General features: G+C 60.9%; 13 protein-coding genes. 2 read left to right on the forward strand and 11 right to left on the reverse strand.

Annotated features, from left to right (window positions below; genetic code table 11):
* Positions 1-66: 66 nt before the first annotated feature.
* The 8 genes from DX914_RS14710 to DX914_RS14745 form a co-directional block, all read right to left on the reverse strand.
* Positions 67-435 (reverse strand): JAB domain-containing protein, encoded by a 369-nt coding sequence (locus DX914_RS14710; protein WP_231118282.1) that lies wholly within the window; start codon positions 433-435, stop codon positions 67-69.
* A gap of 140 nt (positions 436-575) precedes the next feature.
* Positions 576-1,532, reverse strand: a complete 957-nt coding sequence (locus DX914_RS14715; RefSeq protein WP_115859977.1) for a DUF932 domain-containing protein — start codon at positions 1,530-1,532, stop codon at positions 576-578.
* Positions 1,533-1,871: 339 nt separating this feature from the next.
* A complete protein-coding gene (locus tag DX914_RS14720; protein ID WP_115859979.1) occupies positions 1,872-3,134 on the reverse strand; it encodes an McrC family protein in 1,263 nt (420 codons plus the stop codon).
* A gap of 7 nt (positions 3,135-3,141) precedes the next feature.
* The gene (locus tag DX914_RS20620) at positions 3,142-5,697 is read right to left on the reverse strand and encodes an AAA family ATPase (RefSeq protein ID WP_231118283.1); all 2,556 of its coding nucleotides are present in this window, start codon (positions 5,695-5,697) and stop codon (positions 3,142-3,144) included.
* Positions 5,687-6,883: a Wadjet anti-phage system protein JetD domain-containing protein gene (locus DX914_RS14730; RefSeq protein ID WP_158549332.1), complete on the reverse strand. Its 1,197-nt coding sequence runs from the start codon at positions 6,881-6,883 to the stop codon at positions 5,687-5,689. Before DX914_RS14730 ends, DX914_RS20620 begins: the two co-directional genes overlap by 11 nt.
* A 28-nt stretch (positions 6,884-6,911) precedes the next feature.
* The gene (locus DX914_RS14735; RefSeq protein WP_115859983.1) at positions 6,912-10,328 is read right to left on the reverse strand and encodes an SbcC/MukB-like Walker B domain-containing protein; all 3,417 of its coding nucleotides are present in this window, start codon (positions 10,326-10,328) and stop codon (positions 6,912-6,914) included.
* Entirely contained in the window at positions 10,315-10,926 is a 612-nt protein-coding gene (locus tag DX914_RS14740) for a DUF4194 domain-containing protein (RefSeq protein WP_115859985.1), read from the reverse strand. The genes DX914_RS14735 and DX914_RS14740 overlap by 14 nt, the downstream gene beginning before the upstream one ends.
* On the reverse strand, positions 10,926-12,356 hold the full coding sequence (locus tag DX914_RS14745) for a Wadjet anti-phage system protein JetA family protein (RefSeq protein WP_115859987.1): 1,431 nt from the start codon (positions 12,354-12,356) through the stop codon (positions 10,926-10,928). Before DX914_RS14745 ends, DX914_RS14740 begins: the two co-directional genes overlap by 1 nt.
* Before the next feature lie 91 nt (positions 12,357-12,447).
* Between DX914_RS14745 and DX914_RS14750 the strand changes: the two genes are divergently transcribed.
* Positions 12,448-13,281 (forward strand): helix-turn-helix transcriptional regulator, encoded by an 834-nt coding sequence (locus tag DX914_RS14750; RefSeq protein WP_158549334.1) that lies wholly within the window; start codon positions 12,448-12,450, stop codon positions 13,279-13,281.
* Between the two features lie 126 nt (positions 13,282-13,407).
* A complete protein-coding gene (locus DX914_RS14755; protein ID WP_115859991.1) occupies positions 13,408-15,288 on the forward strand; it encodes an ATP-dependent nuclease in 1,881 nt (626 codons plus the stop codon).
* 176 nt (positions 15,289-15,464) lie between these two features.
* Here the strand turns inward: DX914_RS14755 and DX914_RS14760 are convergent, their stop codons facing one another.
* From DX914_RS14760 to DX914_RS20080, 3 genes are all read right to left on the reverse strand, one after another.
* Positions 15,465-16,649 carry a hypothetical protein gene (locus DX914_RS14760; protein WP_147300688.1) on the reverse strand — a complete coding sequence of 395 codons (1,185 nt, stop codon included), beginning with the start codon at positions 16,647-16,649 and terminating at the stop codon, positions 15,465-15,467.
* Positions 16,650-16,690: 41 nt separating this feature from the next.
* The gene (locus tag DX914_RS20075; RefSeq protein WP_147300689.1) at positions 16,691-17,287 is read right to left on the reverse strand and encodes a hypothetical protein; all 597 of its coding nucleotides are present in this window, start codon (positions 17,285-17,287) and stop codon (positions 16,691-16,693) included.
* A gap of 93 nt (positions 17,288-17,380) precedes the next feature.
* The gene (locus DX914_RS20080; protein ID WP_147300690.1) at positions 17,381-18,205 is read right to left on the reverse strand and encodes a DUF6602 domain-containing protein; all 825 of its coding nucleotides are present in this window, start codon (positions 18,203-18,205) and stop codon (positions 17,381-17,383) included.
* Between the last annotated feature and the right edge of the window lie 63 nt (positions 18,206-18,268).

Genomic DNA, 18,268 nt, shown 5'->3' on the forward strand with positions numbered 1-18,268 from the left:
AGAGTCTCCCCAAGAAATGCCCGGCCCGCTGGCCGGGCGCTATGCCGCCACATGCCGGACCCGTCCTTACACCCAGCCTCGCGCCGCCATCGACGCCGCCTCGCCCGCGGTGACCACAAAGTGATCCAGCAGGCGTACCTCCACCAACCCCAATGCGGCCTTCAATCGCGCCGTCAGCGCTCGATCCGCCGCCGAAGGCTCGGGATTGCCACTGGGATGGTTGTGCGCCAGCAGAACCGCTGCCGCGTTCAAGGCCAACGCCCGCTGGACCACGACGCGCGGATGCACTTCCGCCCCATCCAGCGTGCCGGAGAACAGCCGCTCCACGGCGATGAGCTGATGGCGGGTATTGAGGAACGCCGCCTCGAAGTGCTCGCGCCCCTCGCTGCCCAGCCGCAGCCGGAAGAACGCCCCGCAGGTAGCCACGTCACTCATCGAGGGCCCTGGTACGCGGACCCGCTGTTCGAGGATCCGCAGCGCCTGACCGATGGTCCGGTCCTCCCGCGCCCGAACGGCCCCTTCCGAAGGGGCCGCCCGGACAGCCGGCGATACTCGCAAGCCTGACCGGGCCGGCATCAGGCCACCAACTTCATCACTTCATCCCAGGCTCGCTGCTTGATCTGGGCACCTGCCCCAAACCAGGCCGCATCTCGGCGATGATCGTCGCTGCGCGCCCGTCGGTGGTGGTCGACGAACTCGGTCACGCTGTTGAGCACCCCCCAGGCGGTGCCCCGACTGGACGCCAGCTGCGCACCGCGCCCCCCACCCTCGTACAACGCGCGCACGTTCGCCACCGCATGCTCGTTGACCACCGTGGCCTTGCCGTCCGGCGCGGCGTAGGTCAGCACCCGCCGCAGCAGCCCCTCTACCGAATCCGGATCCACCGGACGTTCCACCAGCGCCTTCATCCGGGCCACAAAGCCGTCCCAGGACGAAACAGTGATGCCGAGCTGGCGCTTGACCACATCCGGATCGAAGTGGCTGCGGTGCGGCACCTTGATGGCTCCGGTAGCATTGCCCAGCGCGATGGACAGGGTGTTGTTGCAGACCACCCGAACCGAGGTGAACTGTGCCGTGGTGGCCATCGTGCCATCACAGGCCGTAGCCAACAGCAGGTAGCCATCCACTTTGTCCCGGCCCTTCAGGGTCGTGCTCTGCCCGGTCCGGGCCAGCGCCCAGAACTTGCGCCCTTCGCGCAGCACCCCCGCGGTCTCCAGCTCGAAGCCGTTGCTGGCGGTCAGATCCCGGTAGAACTCCAGGATCTGGCCCGGCTGCACGACCTGGAAGCGCTTGGACACCACCGACAGCGGCGCGCGGGTATCGGAGCGGTACAACACCTTGTGCTCGGGGAAGGCATGGATGACGCCAATGGCGTTGTTGCCGGCCACATAGCGCACCTCCGCCTCCTCGATCTTCCAGTCCATGCCCGCCTGCTTCTTCCACACCGCAATGGGCTGCTGCGGCGCCAGCAGGTTTCCCAAGCCATGCCACGGACGCTCGCCGGTGTAGGCCATCGTTTCGACCAAGTGCATTTCGATCTCCTCATTGTTGGCGGCATAAACGCATAAGGCCCGGACGCAATGCCGGGCCCTGTGCGAGTGCCAGTGTTGGATTGGATCAAGGGAACCTGGGGCCCCGACAGGTGGCGCATCTAGCGATGCCCATCAGGAAGGCGGCGGCCACAACCATGACGCAATAGAGCGCCTCAAACTTGCCTCTGCTCACATCAGTACACCCTTGGCAGGCGCTTCATTGCGGAGCGCCATGACGCGAAACCGGAGTCCACCGGCTTCGATAAGGTGTTATAGGCTTGAAATTTCTTTCAATCTCACTTGATCTTCTGTGATCGTCAGACTGGGGCCACTAACTAGCTATAGCCAGTCATCACAGACTACTTGCCCTGTGGTCAAGTCAAACGGCATGACGTCCAGCCGTAGCTGATCATTGAAGAAAAACGGCAACAACGGTTCACGGAAAGTAGCGGTCTGTGGATAGAGCAGCGCAAGCCGACCACAGCCACCGAGGTACTTTTGACCATAAGCGTAAAGCTGATAGAAGTCTGCCTGCGACAGCCCGTACTTGTCTTCCGAATTACCCCTGTTGGCATCAAGGCGCTTCCACTTGGTGTCCAGCACCGTTGTAGCGCCGTCGTCGAAAAGCAGAAAATCCGGCCTGAGTTGAAACCACGGCTGTTCGTCATGCGTCGCCAGATACCGGCTCGCCGCCTGCGCCTTGAGCGTTTGACCTGGACGCAGTGCACGACGGAGGCAAGCCTCGACATAAGACTCGAACACCTTCTCCATCGGGAACAGCAAGCTGTTGCCGGTCCAGTCCCCCAGGACCGTCAACGGATTCTGCTCGTTGAGAATGAGCGAGCACCATGGGCGCACCGGCCGGTAATGCGCTGTCAATCGATCGCTTCGCCACTGGGCAAAGTCCTTTGCGAAATCCCGGCTTGGCGGTATCTCAAGCAACTGATGGGCCAGTTCGTACGCCAGTCGCTTATTACCTGCCTCCTTGGCTTGCCTGCACACCTTATCCAGTGCCGAGCGGAGAAGGCGATTCTCAGGTCTATCAGCATCGAAGACTTTGTGTTCCACCTGGAAGTAGTGGGCGCGACCGGGCGGTTGACGCAGCTGCCGACCGACCAGAAGTCGGCCGCGAAGAAACCGGCGCTCCTCCTCAACAGCGTGATAATCGAAGCGCAAGCCACGCTTGACCAGCGTGTCCAAGGCCGCCAGGAACTGCTGGATCACCCATTCGGTCAGTGGGCCGTCAAAGACCTGTAGACCGGTAGGCGCGCTGATGCGCGGCTCTAGATGCAGGCATCGCTGAAGCATCTTCTGCAGCAGTCGCCGAGCCTGGGTGGCGTCATCCCCTTCGTCGAAGGTCTTCGGCAGTATCTCGATGCGGGTCCCGTCGGGCGCCTGCAGCACGCCAACGTAGTTGTCCAGGCGCAGCCAGCGCCGACCCTCCAACTGGACCAGCCCAGCGCCGGCCTTGCGCAGGCGTTCGCTCTCCTTGCACACCCAGTCAAAGGCGACATCCGACACCGTCGCCTGGTCCAGCCCATTGGCGACGGCCATCGGCCCGGTCGTGATCCGGGCGTACTCGCGGACGGTAACAGCGTGCATCTGGTGGTCAGCCGGCGCTGAGGATGCCGGCGTAGCTTTCGGACTTGTCGAAAGCTTTGTCATTGATGCGCCACAAGTCGTTGCCTTGCGGAAGGTCCACGCCCGCACCAAAGACATCGCCGAGACTGGCGACTTCCTTGATCAGGAACTTGTGGGCGTCGTCCGGTTTGGCCTGGTCGTTCATAACCCAGGCGATGCGCTGCCAGTCCTCGAAGAAGTACTCCTGTAGCAGGGGAAGTACCTGCCGGCGGAACACGTCAGACAACCCGGCGAGATTGTCGATATCAAGGAAGTAGGCATGCCCCAATAGGTAGTCACGTCCCAGCAGAACCTCGATACGACGATTCATGGTGACCAGGAGCTCTTGCAGATCGATACCGGCAACGTTCTTGCCTGACAAGGCGTCAGGTCGTGGCGGCATTTCCTCAAACTTGAAGCGACGGCGCAGGGCGATGTCCAGGCCAGCCAGGGACCTGTCGGCCGTATTCATGGTGCCGACCAGATAGACGTTGTTCGGAACGCTGAACTTCTTCTTGGAGTACGGAAGAATGACTTCCAGCGCTTCGTCCGTGCCCTTCCGCTTGGAAGGCTCGATCAAGGTGATTAGCTCACCAAACACGCGTGAAATATTGCCGCGGTTGATCTCGTCGATGATGAGCACGTGCGGCAGTCCCTTGGACTGCTGGGCTGGCGCGGCGCCGTCCAGCTTGATGGACGAAGCTTCCAGATAGTCGGCAAGCTCTGGCCAGCCAAAGCGACCCATTTCATACACAGTTTTCAAGGTGAACTTGCGTCCGCCGTTGAGCGGACGAATGTCCAGTGAAAGGCCCTTAGCCAGCCAGTGGACCGGCAACACATTGACGTAATCGGGGCGTACGCCAGCAGGTGGCGTCGCCTGGTACTCATAGCCACCCTGGACGACACCGACGGCCTGGAACTGGTCTTCCGAACCAATGCAAAGCAAGACGTCGCCAGGCTCGATCTCCTGCGAGAAATCTCTCAGAGAGCTACGGTCGTTGGTGCCAAGGCTGGCATAAGCGGGTACCTCGACCAGGTGCTCGCTCTTCAGATCGCCCACTGCGCTCCAGCCGATTCTCGCCTCGCCATTGGCGAAGCAGTAATTGCGCGTCTGACTCGGGGTCACCGTGCCATCGATGGAAATCTTCCAGATGCGCGCATCCTCTCGAACACCGATATCGGATGCGACCTGGGCCGAACCGCGGGCGTCATCGCAGATGCTTCTAAAGACGCCGGGCTCCACCCGGTACTGCAAGACGCCCCCTTCGCTGTCGGCGCGCAACCCTTCGACGAAATCTTCGTAGCTGAAGCTTTGATGGAAGGTAACAAAGCGAATTCGGTGCTCGGCAACCAGCTCGTCATACCGTGATTTCAATGCTGCACGACTGCCAGCGTGCTTCCCGGCAAAATCAGGGTCGAGTATCGCCAGTGCCTTGTTGATGGTGGCGAAGGTCTTGCCGGTGCCCGGCGGGCCGTAGAGGATCTGGTTGAGCGGCTGATTTGTCATAAGCGGCAATGGTTGCAACGAAGGAGTGGACTGCTCGCCAGGCTTGGACTCGTACCAGTCGCAGAGTTCGACCAGCTCCGGCAACGAAGACACACGTACGGTGTAGGCCTGCTGGCCGGCGGCCAGACGCGGCGCATGACTACCCAGATGGTGGTTGCGGCTTTTCTCCGGCGGATACTCACCCACCCGATCGTCCGGAACTTGCGGCGGACGCGCATCGAGGAAGACCTGCAGCGTGGACTTCTTGACGGGACTAACGCCTGGATCGAAGGCCAGTTGCCGCCCCGTCGGCGTGCGGTAGGCGGCGACGTGCGCAGTGCCACTGTAGGTGTCGGGGAAGCGGCTGCGTAGGTAGTCTGTTGCTACCTGAGCGTCAAAAGACGTGTCCTGGTTCTTCTCCCATGCGTCGTGGGACAACTGTGCGAACGGCTTATTCGAACGCTTGCGCACTTCGTCCAGGGCGCTCATGTATGCAGGCAGGGTTCCTTTTGGAATGGGAACACCCGCTTCCTCAAGCCAAGGACGGGTCTGCCCGTCGATCGGGAAATAGCGATCAGGGTCCACGTAGAACAACGCCTCGGTCAGCTTAGCGAATCCGGTGCCTGGGACCTGTAGCGCGCGTGCAAAAGTCTCCGAGTCGAGCTCTGCCTTGCTTTGCCCGAAGAGCTTCCAAAGTGTGGGGATCATCCAGTCCTGGCGGTTCGCCTTGAACGGGAACATCCACACCTTCATGGCATTTGCGGTCGGGACGCCATCAAAGTCTGACGGTGGCGGCACATTCAGTTCTGCCACCTGAATTAGCTTGGCGAACAGCTGCTTCCGCTTCTCAATCCCGTACTTTGTAAACATGCAGAAGAAAGTGAACGGATCGATCTCCTGCAAAGAGATCGAATTCCCAGTCTCGTCTTTGTCATCGAGACCGGCATCAATGCCGACTTCCTTGAGGATTCCGACCAACTCTGGCTGTCGAGTCTCGTAGTCGACTACCCAGGCAGCCACTGCCTTGAACACGGGAATCCAAGTGAACTTACTCGCCATCAGGTGACTTTCCTTGCTTTCTTTCAGAGTTCGGCAGCTTCACTTCGACCAGCTCTTGCTCCAATGTCAATGCTGGAATTTCTTGAAGCATTGACCATCCCGCACGGATCGCCGCTGCTCTCATGGCATCGCGTAACGAATCAGACACATTTTTTCCACCGACTTGCGTTGTTGCATCCATGAGCCATGGTTGCAGCGACACGTCTTCCGACACCGCGACCTCCCGCAATCGAGCCGCAATCCGAAAACCACCGACGTCGATATCTCCCCAGTGGTAAAACGTCGCTGATTGCGAGAGCTTCTCGGTGAGGCGACGGAAACCAGTGATCCATGCCGGCGATGGCATGCCACCGGTGAACACTGCCAGTCCATCCGTTCTGCCTGTCATCGCTTCAGCGACCAAGTGGAACGTCGTCAGGTTCTCGATCGTCAGTACCCACGTCGGCGTAGCCGCCAGGCCACACACGTTACGCGGTGCTACACCAACGTAAGGCCGTGCGATTGTGCAGTCAGGCCCCTCCTGCATCAGGATGGTGCCCACCCCGGCGACCATCAGGGGCAGCGGCTGCTTGACCAAGCCGAGCGTCTTGAGCACTTCCCACTTGCCACGTGGTCGGCTTGCCAGCCCTTCTCCCGATAGGACGTCGAGTTGCGGTAGCAGTTGTTCGATCCGCTTCGTATCCGAAAACAGGCGTCCACTGAGCACGCGGATGACCTGATCCTCGCCTGGTCTGGCTGCCAAGGCATCGAGTACGTGCAGGGCATCTCGCCACGAGTTCCAAGAGTCTGGCCCCATGAGGCGCACGCGGCGCATCGCCGCCCACGCCAGCAACACCTCGCTCAGACGCGGGTAGCGCTCCAGCCAAGAAGCCAGCCCCTCCTTGGCGGCCTGCAGCTGATCCACGTTCGTGCTCACGCCAAGCAGGTCGGCCAACACATCCACGTCGCGCACGCGCACCCACTCAAGGGGTCGATCCTCGCCGCCTTGGTCGCCCCACCCCGCCACCACCGCGCCTCGCCTGACCGCACTCTGGATCTGCTCGTGGCCGCGCATACGCTCGTCAAAGCCCTGTCGCCAGTAGATCGAGCTGGTGGCCGTGAGGTTCGATTTCTGCGGGGCAGCCGTGGATCCGGTTACCCGCTTCCTTTCGCCGCGCTGCAACTGCTCGCGCAGGACGGCTTCCACCCACCCACACAGCACCGGCCGACGCCCCTCAGCCACCTGCGGGCTCCGCAACCTCGGCCAAAGCCTCCTCCATCAGTTCCGGATGCAGGGCGACGATGTCGCTGGCCAGCAACTCCCGGGCAGCCGGCTTCACCTCGTTGCGGAACAGCTGGATCCGCTTCGATCCGAACCGCGCCATGTCCCAATACACGTCGAGGAACGACGACATCTTTGCCTGGTCCGATTCCGGGCCGGCGATGACCATCTGCAGTCCGAGGGCATTGAGGTACTCGGCAGTCGCGCGCACGTTCTGGGCATCCATCTTCTCGAACGCCTCGTCTAACATGATCAACCCGCCGCACCCCGGCGTGCCCGCCGGTTTGCCAAACGCGGCAGCCAGCGCGGCACCGAATATGACGTAGAGCGGCGTGCGGTGCTCGCCACCGGAGCCGGGTCCGAACCGTTTGCTGAGCTTCCCCTTCAGCTCGCCGCCGGCATAGATGTCGACGTCGAAGCTGAAGAACAACCGATGGTCGTTGAGCGGACTGTTCTCGAGCTGCAGCGGCGAGCCCTTGCCATCGCCTTCCACCAGCAGCCGGAATTCCTCCGGGATGGGACCGGAGCCGCCAAACAGCGTGGCCTCACTCTCACCCATCTCCCGCACGCGTTGCAGGAACTCGTAGAGCTTCCGGTGCTGGTCGACCTTGGTGGCCTTGAACTGGTAACGCTCGCCGTTGGTGAACTCCGGCGCCTTGTCGAGTATCCGGTTCAGCCCCTTGATCTGCTCCTCGATCGCGTCGAAGCCGTTGAGCAAGGTGTGAGCCACGTCAGAGCGGAAGACGTCTACCGCGGCGGCGTAAGCACGATCGGCCTCGTCCTTCTTCTCAATCAATTCCAACTCGGACATCCGCTTGATCTCGGCCAGGATCATAGACTGGGCCTGCTGCCAATCCTGGTCGCGGATCTCGTGGTTCTCGAGCTGGTAGTTGGCCAGGTACGTGGTCATGAGACCCCACGCCTTGATGTTTGCGGTGTTGCCGTGTCGGGTGCTGTCCTCGTGCTGTTTGGTGCACTCGGCGATTGCCGCCGCCGCATCTTCCTCAGTCTTGGCGTCCACTGCCTGCCGAAGCTCCTCGGCCGCATTGAGGTCGCACAGTGGGTTCTGGCGTGCGGCCGACTCAGCCACCTGGGCGTCGATTTGTTCGCGCTCAAGCCGCTCGAGCTGTCCGCGCATGCCACCCAAGGCCGATCCAATCCGCGTCAATTCGTTCGAGGCGGCGATCTTGGCCGTGTCCCTCGCCTCGTGTTCCTTCGCCGCGTCCGCTGCCGCAGCCTTAAGCGCGGCGACGCCACCGGAGGCACCCGCTTCGACGATTGTCTCCACTTGGGTGATCGCGGCTTGCTGGTTCACGATCTGGCTGACGGTCGCCTGGAGACGCTTCTGGATAGTGTCGCTGTCGCCAGCCGACGCGAGCGCCTGACCGATGTCCACCACCAACTGCAGCCGATGCTTGACCGCCTCGTAATGCTCATCCGCCTTCCGCAGCGCCTCGCGCGCCGCCCGCAATTGCTCATCATTGCTGAGCCCACCGATGCGCAGGCCTGCCGTCGGCAACAGGCGCAGGCGATCGATGCCGCCGCCAGAGCTGACCATGCCATCACGCGAGAGCGCCTTATGGCCCACGCGCAGCTCCTCACTGCTGTCCACCAGCGCTACCTTGCCTAGCTCGCCCTGCAGGAAGCGCACGGCGCCCTTGTCGCCGCCGGCGATCAGCTGGGCAGCATATTTGCCCCCACCGGGGGCCTGCCACGGGCGGGTACGCGTGCTCAGAGCGAGTTTTGCGCCGTAGATATCCCGACGATTGCGTCGGTAGAGATCTACCGCGGCCGTTTCCTGCGCCGGATCGTGAACCAACAAAGCGTCGACATTCCGCCCAAGGTAGGCCTCGATGGCCGGCTGCCATTCCGGATCCTTAACTTCGACCAGATCGCACACGGGCGTGGTGCGGATGTCGGCCTCCTCAAGCAGGGCCTGCAGACCTGCCACTTCGCGCCTAAGCGGCGCCCGACCGGAGCCGGCCCGAGCGATGTCGCCCTTGGCCAAGGCCAGCGCCTGGTTCGCCTCGACCGACTGTTGGGCGAGCTCCATCCGCACATCATCGACAGCTTCTTGCAGCGCACCGATGGCGTTGGCCAACACCAGAGTGTCCTCTGGCTGGATCTCCTCTTCCCGCCCCACGTGTTGGGTCAATGCGGACAGGTACTCAAGCGCCTTCGCACCGCTACCTTGCATATCGGCTAGGTCCTTGTTGCCCACTAAGCGGCGCACTGTGCCGCCCAGCCGGGCCAGCTCGTCCTTGAACCCGACCCGCAACCCACCCAGATCCTCTCGACTCTTGTCCAGTTCCTTCCTGCTGCCCAACTGACTCAGGTACTCCGGATCCTGGTTCAGCGCGACCTCCGCCGTCACCAGTCGCTTGTGTGCCGCCGCGGCATCGGCCTCCGCCTTGCTCAGCGCCGCCTTCGCCGAAGTCTCCTGCTGCGTGAGATGTTCGATCATGTCCGCGGCTTCGCCGACCTGTTCGCCGAGCCGTTCGGACGAGTACACGGCCTTCAAATAACCGTAGTTGGCGGCCTTGACGAAGTGCTGCCTGACTGCGCGGTACTGCTTTTCGACGGCCTCGGCCTCGGCCAAGCGCTCGGCCAGCTCCTGGATCGTGCGCTGGATCTCTCGGAACTGGTCCAGCCTGGCCCGAAACTGAGTGACGTTGGTCGGTCGCGCCTCGATCAGGTGGCTGCGCAGGGTCTCGTTGAGATCGTCGACGTCGCGGTTGAGCTTGAGCGATCGGGCGAAAGCCGTGCGGATCGCCCGATAGTTCGGCGACTCGCCGCGCTCGGCCAGATGCGCGCCGAACAACTGCCGGGAGAACTCCTCGCCGTTGATGGTGAACACCGGCGTGGTACCAACCTCCCTGCAGCGATCGGCAAGTTCGTGCTGCATCCGTCGCCAGGGCAGCACCATCTCCTTTCCGCCTTGCATCTCGATCATCTGCTCGGTGCGTAGCGCGACGCCGGGGAGGATGTAGAGGCTGTGGAAAGTGTGATCCTGGCTGTCCAGGGTCGCGGACAGGGCGGCGCCGGCGGTCACCGCCACACCGGTATCGGGATCTCGGAACACCAAGTTGATATAGGTGTTGGCCGAGTCCCGGCACACGTCGCTCGGCCGTTGCCCATACACGCCGAGGCAGTAGTCGCGGAGGCTGCGGGCCCGGCGCTTTCCTTCGCTCGAGGCGTTGAAATGGATCCGGTTGCGATCGGCGCCCAGCAGCACGATCTGCAATGCATCGAGCAGTGCCGTCTTCCCGGTACCGTTGGGCCCGAGGAAAGCCGTGTTCCAACCGACATCAAGATCTTGCCGGGTGTAGAGGAAATACTGGACCAGACCAATCGACTCAAGCTGCTTCATCGTCGGCCTCCTCTTCGACGACTTCGGAGTCGACGCCGTAGGCCGCTAGCTGCAGCAGCGCGGTCTGGCCCAGGATGTCGGTGATCGCCGGGCGGATCGCGATCTGGAAGGGTTGGTCGTCTGCCGCTTCGATCTCGCGGGCCATGCCGTTGCGCTTGAGCGAGCGCACCAGTTCGCGCATCTCGCCCCGATCAGGCAACTGCCTGCCCAGCAGATCCTTGTAGAGCTGCTCAAGCTCCTCCAGGGTGACAAAGGCCTCCCCGTCCACGATGTCGACCGCGTTGATCCGGTCGTCGTAGACCCGTCGCAGCAGCAGCGCCAACCGCGTCTCCTCCAGCCGCATCCGGGCACCGAAGGCGTGGCGTGGGATGACGACGACGTAGCCATGGTGCGGGTTATGGGTAATCGTCATTCCGAACTGCTCGAACACGTCGCGGAAAGCCCCCAGGTGGCGAGTCACCAGTTCATAAGGCACGCGTCCGCCGCGGTCGCCGGCGTAGATCACCTGCTCCATCATCAGGCGATAGGCCGCCTGCTGGTAATCCTGCTCCTCGTAGAGCCCGTTGCTCTGTGCCGCCAGTCGCTCCCAGTTGGCCATCACACTCCCTCACGTTCGACGACAAAACGTCGATGCGTCATGTAATCGTTGTTCGTCATGCGCTCATCCTCGAATCTCACTCGGATCCCGCGCAGCATCTGCATGACGGGGTCGTGCCGACGCAACTGCAGAGGCGCGTCGTCGCGCGAAGCGATCAGCAACAGGCGTTGGTAGCAGCACAAGTCGTTGATCGACCCGACCTCGAGCGCGTCCGAGTCCACCCGCTGCTTGTCGTCGAGCATCCGCGCGACATAGTTGGCCAGCTGCACGGCGGTGACCTTGCGGTTCTCGACCATGCGCCGGCGCAGCCACTCCATCGCCAACTCCTCATCCGACAACTCGATCGCCTCGACTGCGGTGGCCACCTGCTCCCTGGAGGGCCTGCGGGGCTTGGCCAGCGCGAGCGCCGACCAGTGCACGCCGCCGGCATCGCCGGGCAACGCAGGGTGACCCTCTTCCATCCCCGCCAACGCGGCGCACGCCCGGCTGATCAGCTTGTCCAGGTGTTTCGGGGCGCGCAGCTTGTACTCGATCAGCGCCAGCGCCCGCTGGTTAGCGATGTTGATCTCTTCGTCCAACCGGGCGAGGTGATCCTCAATGTTGTTCAGGCGCAGCAGTTGGTGGGTATCACGCCGGTAGGCAGCCTCCCCACGCTCCCGATCACCCTTGCCGATGTGCTCGACGTACCAGCTGACCAGTCGCTCACGCGAAGCCTCGTCATCCTGCAGCGCATAAGTCTTCTCGATGATCTGGCCGCGGTACTGCAGGGGATGGTTGCGGGTCCGTAGCTCGCTGTAGTCGGCGATGTACACCCGCTCAACGAAGTCGGTGAAGAAGCCATGGACGAAGTCGCGTGCGGACTCCAACTCCACCAGGCCGTCCATCAAGTCTTGCACCCGACACCCGGTATTGATGATGTGCGCCATGCACTGCCGGGCCTGCTTGGCAGCGGTCTGGTAGGCGCTGCAGGCATTGGGATCGCTGCTGTCCTCGGTGACCGAGCGCAAGTTGAGCAGAATCGATCGCACCTGGCCGCCGATGTACTCGGGTTCCTGCCGGGCGAACTCGTTGAGTATCGTGAACAACATGCCGATCCGCGGCTTCACTGTGACCATATCGACCAAGCCGCGGCGCCGCACCGAGAACCATCCCGCTTCGGAAAGCGTCTTGAAGATCATGTGGCTGAGCACGCCCACTGGGGTCTGCAGCTCGCCGTCCCAGGGATCATTCGCCACGATGCACGACTCGATGACCCGAACCACCACGGTCTTGGACACCTCTTCGCCCGGGGCGCGACCGTCGTCGCCCCAGAGCGTCGACATCACCCTCGACAGAACGTCCCAGTAGTGGCGGCTGTTAGCCACGCCCAAGGGCCGGAAGATGCCTTCCGGCAGTCGATCGAACAGCGGTGCGACAGCTTCCTGGTCCAATTTGGAGCCTCGGGTCCCCGGTCACGGCATAGGTAGCATAAAACGTCCGATACTTTTATGCTACCGGAAACCCCCAGCCCACTTCGGCGCTATGGCAAAGACCCCCCGCGGCCACCAAGAACGCCTGAAAGCGGTCGAGATTCTGCTGCTGTGGGAGGGCCAGGTCTCCCGACCGCGGCTGGCCGAGATCTTCGACGTCCACGGCACCGTCCTCAGTCGCGACATGGCCGCCTACGCCCACTTGGTGCCCGACAACTGCCAGTACGACACCGGCGCCCGAGCCTACGTCGTCACGCCATACGCGCGCCCACAGCTCACGGATGGTCGATTCAATGAGTACGAAGCCCTAGTCGGCACGCTCGCCCTACGTGGACTGCGAGCGGGCGTCGAGCTGATCTCTGCCGAACAGCACGCCACGCATATCCAGCACGGGCCGTTCTCTCGAATCCACACCGCGATTCGCGAGGGCAAGCAGGTTCAGATCGAGTATCGATCGCTCAACAATCCAGAAGTACACGAACGTACGATCCGGCCCCACGCTTTCATCCAAGCCGGACCGCGTTGGCACGTTCGTGCGTACTGCGACAGAGCGAAGGAGTTTCGTGACTTCAACCTCGGTCGGATCAGCCGAGTAGACGATCCAGCGCATTCGTCTCTGCCAGAAGCAGCAGAAGACAAGGCGTGGAACACGCTGATCACCCTTCGCTTGATCCCGCACCCACACCTGAATGCTGCGCAAGCCCAACTAGTTCGCGATGAGTACATGGCGGGCACCGTTGCCAGGGTCTTCGAGGTCCGCCTTCCCGTGTCCAAGTACCTTGTCCAAGCGTACAGGGCGGCGATCGATACGAGCAGGCAGCTCCCGCCAGACTTCATTCTCGCGGTGTATGAGTCCAGCGAACTTCCACCAGGAGCACTGCTATAGGCTGCGTTGACAGCCCACATAGTTGAAACCTCACCGAGTCGTTCCAGCGAGAGGCTCTGTTAACCGCAGCGAGTCGGAAGTCGCGACTCGAATGTTTGGCAAAAGGCATAAGGGCATGAGACCCACATGAAGATCCAATCCGTTCGTATCAAGAACTTCCGCACTTTGAAGGATGTGACGATCCCCTTCGACTCCGTCACGACGTTCATTGGGCCGAACGGCGCAGGCAAGTCAACAGTGCTTCGTGCCATTGATTGGTACTTCAACGGAAAGCCCGGCTCCCTGACGGAGAAGGACTGCTCCTTCGGTGCGACTGACGAAAGCATCGAAGTTCAAATCACATTCACTGACATCACCGACAGGGATCGTGAAGAACTCGGCAAGTACGCCCCTACAGGGGTCACAACCTTCACCGCATGGAAGCGTCGCAGCCCAGACGGGACCGAGAGCTTATCTGCGAACTCGAAGAGCTACACGCCGTTCAACGCGATCCGAGGAAAGGGATCCGCTGCCGACAAGAAGTCCGCTTACAACGAGCTACGAACCTCGGACCCATCGCTTGGCCTCCCGGCCTGGACCAGTGTCGACGCTGCCAACCAAGCGATGACGACCTGGGAGGCTGGTCACACCAACCAACTCGTTGAAGCGCCAGAGCTTCTACAGACGAACTTCTTCGGCTTTAACAGCGGCGGAAAGATGAGTGGCCTTTTTGACTTCGTCTTGGTCACAGCCGACCTGCGGGCGAGCGAGGAATCGCTCGACGGGAAGTCAAGCATCATCGGTCGAATCCTTGAACGTTCAGTTGATCGCGCAGCCGCTGATGAGGCGATCGCACAAATCGTCGAGGAATCGCGCGCAAAGCAGCAAAAAGTCTACGAAGAGAAGTTCAAGGCGCAGCTCGAGTCCATGACGACACAGCTCAATGAGGTGGTCACGTCCTACTCACCTGGCCGGGCCATCACAGTTGCCCCTGCTGAGGTGCAACTAAAGGCACCTCGAACCACATTCGATGTGGCAGTTCTCGATGGCACAACCGAGACCGCCGTGGAGCGACAGGGGCACGGATTTCAGCGAACGCTTCTAATCTCCGCGCTCCAACTTCTAGCACAATCAGGTTCGGCGTCGGCTGAGGGTGTCATCTGCCTGGCAATTGAGGAACCCGAGCTTTATCAACACCCGATTCAGGCCCAGACCTTTGCAAAAGTACTTAGGTCACTTGCAGAGGACGCTAGCAAGCGTATCCAGGTTACCTACGCGACTCATAGCCCCTACTTCCTTGAGGCTCGACATTTCGATCAAGTCAGGCGACTGACGAGATCAGTCGACGAGACCCCTGTGGTCACTGTCCACTTCGCTACTGTTGCCGACGTCAAGACCAAGCTAAATGGGGTAATGAACGCGGATGCTGTCGTTCGCGGGCTGGATGGCATAGTTGCAAACCAGCTTGCCGTGGCGCTTTTCTCGCATCGCGCCTTCATCGTGGAAGGCGTAACAGAATCGTCCGTTTTCTACGGCATTGGCGACAAGACAGCTGTGGGTTCGCTTGAGGCTGCCGGCGTATCGATAGTTCCCGCAGGAGGCAAGACTTTGATCCTTCTGGCCCACGCGATCCTGACGTCGATGGGCATCCCGGCCTTCGCGCTCTTCGATGCGGATTGCGGCTTTGAAATGCGCGCGAGGGCCAATGGAAAGTCTCAAGACAAGATTGATAATGAGCGCAGGGGTCACGTTGCTGCGAATCGTGCTGCACTGAGATACTTTGGTCGAACCGAAGAGGATTTTCCATCCACCATTGTTGCTCAGGAGGTCGCTATTTTTGAGGACCACCTCGAATCGTTCCTGTCGGCCCAGTGGAGTGAATGGATAACTGCTTGTGACAACGTTGAAGTCTCGGCAGGCATCACTCTCGCAAAGAATCAAACTGCATACCGATCAGCCACACTCAAGGCCGAAGGCACTGTGCCCGCGATGCTCCTGCAGATACTGGCGAAGGCAGAGGGCAAGTAGCCGCGCGAGGAACGGCATAGCTGCTTACATATTCCTCTTGGCGGCAACTATGGGTCCCGGCTGTGGACCAAAGCTGATAAACACCGCCAACTTGGCCAGCCGTAATCGAAACGCAAACTTGGCCTGATCAGCGTACGCACGCTTCTGTCTGCACTTCGAGTTGAACGAGCCTGGGGTCACCAATCCATGTTTGCTGAACGATCGACCTGATCGCCCCAATGTCGGAGGAAATCCCTCATTTCACTGATTGACTGCATGGCGATGGCATAAGTTGCTGCCATCGTGAGTACGGTGTCGTAGCGCTCTTCTAGTAGGAACACGCGCGCCGGTGCGCGCGCTCCAGCGAACATGAACGCCTCGAATTCGTCCAACACACCGAACACTCGTCGGGCATCGAAAGCTAGTCCATGTCCGATTCGAAAGTGCCGAGGACCGGTCCGGTGGGGCAGCAACACAGGAACTGCTCCAGCGCTGGAGTGGAACGACAGAGCTTCGCCCTGTTTTCCGAACGCGCCATGGGCGACGTGATTGCGCAGGTCTTGGCGTACGGCCAGGATGCGATTGAGCAAGGCAGGTGCACCCGCGTCGGAGAGATCCAAGACCGCCTTGAACTTCCCGGTCCAGTCGCCAGCGGCCAAGGTCGCGACCTGAGATGCCGTGGTCACTCGCCCTTGCAAGATAGCCAAATGAATCAGCGCGTGTTCTGTCCAGGAAAAGAACGCTTCCACCGCCGACAAGGCGAGCCAATCGCCCTCTGGCTCGAACCGGGTTCCCAGCAAGTGCAGTTTCGGCCAGTCCGAGAGGCTTGTAATTTGTGCCGCTGCGGCACGGCTCTCGGCTTGGCGTCGTTCGGCTGCGTCGAATTGCGCTTGCGCGGAGTCGCGAAGGAATTTGTACCGCTGGTGGAGAGGCTGGCTGTGATTGGCAACGTTGACGGCCGACTGCGCCACCTGCTGGTCGGCCAGCCAATCGAAAAAGGGCTGGGCCTCCTTCGTCGCCTTTTCGATGCGGTTGACGATCTCGTTCGCCTCCGCCGCGTGCGCGTCAGGGTCGGGAATGAACAGACCGAGTCCCATTTTGCGATGCTCGATGGTATACAGCGTCCCGCGGTAATCTAGCGGGATCGTCCAGGCAACCTTTTCCTCGGGGCCTTCGTGCGGGAACCCGAGCAGTTCTACCAACAAGAAGTACACCAGGTAGTACTCTGGCAACCGTCGTCCGGCGTCGGTTCGCTTCGCATCCACCCAAAAATTTGACACAGCACGCGTGTCGTGCTGCACGGATCGAACATCGCGCAAGGCGCGGAGCGCCTTCGCACGAATGACTTCCATTTCCGGCGGCAGCGGACGGGCGGCGGTCACCGAGACCGCCTCTGGGCGACGATGGAGTGGAGCCATAGTCCTTAGCCTCTCGCAGGATCGGGCGTACCCAAGCAGGTCACGCGCCAAGGGAATTCCTCGCGGCAGGCCTCAGCAATATCCCGACCTAGAATCTGGACGTAAGCCTCGACCTGCCAGTCTTGATCGTTGTGGAAGGCATCGTGAAGGCGCGCCTCCCATCCCTCGTTCGGCAGCACAATTACGGCGTTGTTCGGAGTCAGCGGCAACGCGTCGGTCCTCAATCGCCACTCGCGCTCCCAGGTGAAGTCCACTGATGGATCGGCGTCTGGTTCGTAGCGCATGTGCCGCCACTGCATTATTTCCGGCAACTGCGCGTACTCTTGCTCCGACTGATATATCACCGGTCGCCCACCGCGAGCGAAGAGCCAACGCTTATCCACCAGCACGCCGAATGGCGTATACCGCGAATATGCATCGGCGTTGACTGGCCCCTGTGGCACCACCGGCAGCGGTGCTTCACTGAAGCACACGCAAACATGGCCGTCGCGATTGATACGCCCGCTACCGAGAAGTCGCCGTTCGCTAATGATTGCGCACAGGGTGGCGAAGGCGCCCTCCCACGTCGGGCCCGACATGAAATGAACCAGGTGATCAGACATGTCCGGTCGAGGCATACATCCGTTCTCGCTATACGAGGATTTCAGACCATCTCGAGAAGTTAAGGCGACCCAGATGGTCCAGGAAGTAATCCTCTAGATCAGCTTTTCGGTGGGGCGAAGAGGATAGAGATTGGAGATCTGCCGACAGAACGAGTGATAGCGCAGATTATTACCCTGATCGAGATTCAACTTCGAAACTAGGGCGAAATAGAACCATAGCAAAGCTACACCTACCTGATCGTCGGCGCCGCCTGGCTCGCATACATGCAAGGAGTTGACGTTTTGATACTGCGTGAAGCCGATGATCGGATCATCGTCTTCAAAGAAGTCCAGATTGCCAGCGACGATTTCGCCTCTGTCTAGCAGCAAAATGTAGTCGACATAGGGGCGCCCCTTCGCCTGCAGAATGCCTGCTAGCTTGCTTCGCTGAGCATTGTCGCAATCACCGCAGACCACAAATGTCATGGGCCTTTCTTGGGTGGGTCCACCGAGCATTACGCCAGCCTGACCCATCTCCTGTTGCATCTCGTGCCATGCCTTAATGGAATTTTGGGCTTGCTGGATAGCTCCCGCCAAGTCATTCGCTGAGTTCTTAACTTGGCCGAGAATCGAAGCACTCGTACAAGGGACATAGTGCTGTTCCTGAGGAGCAGGGTCCAACCGGAAGGCCTCCCTGTCTTCGTACACCAAGACGTCGACCTCTCCACTACAAGTTGAGTTGGGTCCATAGAAGTAACCGCTAGCAACCTTACTAGTTGACGGCAGGCTATCTGCAAGAAGGCTTCGAAACTGCTCTTCGAACGGAGCGCCGCTCGCCTTTATGTTGTTTGCCTTGTGAGCTGCGCGACCCTCTTCAACTGCGATAAGCATTTGCCTGGCCTTTCGGCCGAACTGACGCGGCAAATCCAACTCCCCCATATTCGTCTCCTGTAAGGATCGGGCATGTCTGCTGTGGGTCGCAGGTTGTTGCCCGGGCAAAGC

Source organism: Lysobacter silvisoli (assembly GCF_003382365.1).
GTDB lineage: Bacteria > Pseudomonadota > Gammaproteobacteria > Xanthomonadales > Xanthomonadaceae > Lysobacter > Lysobacter silvisoli.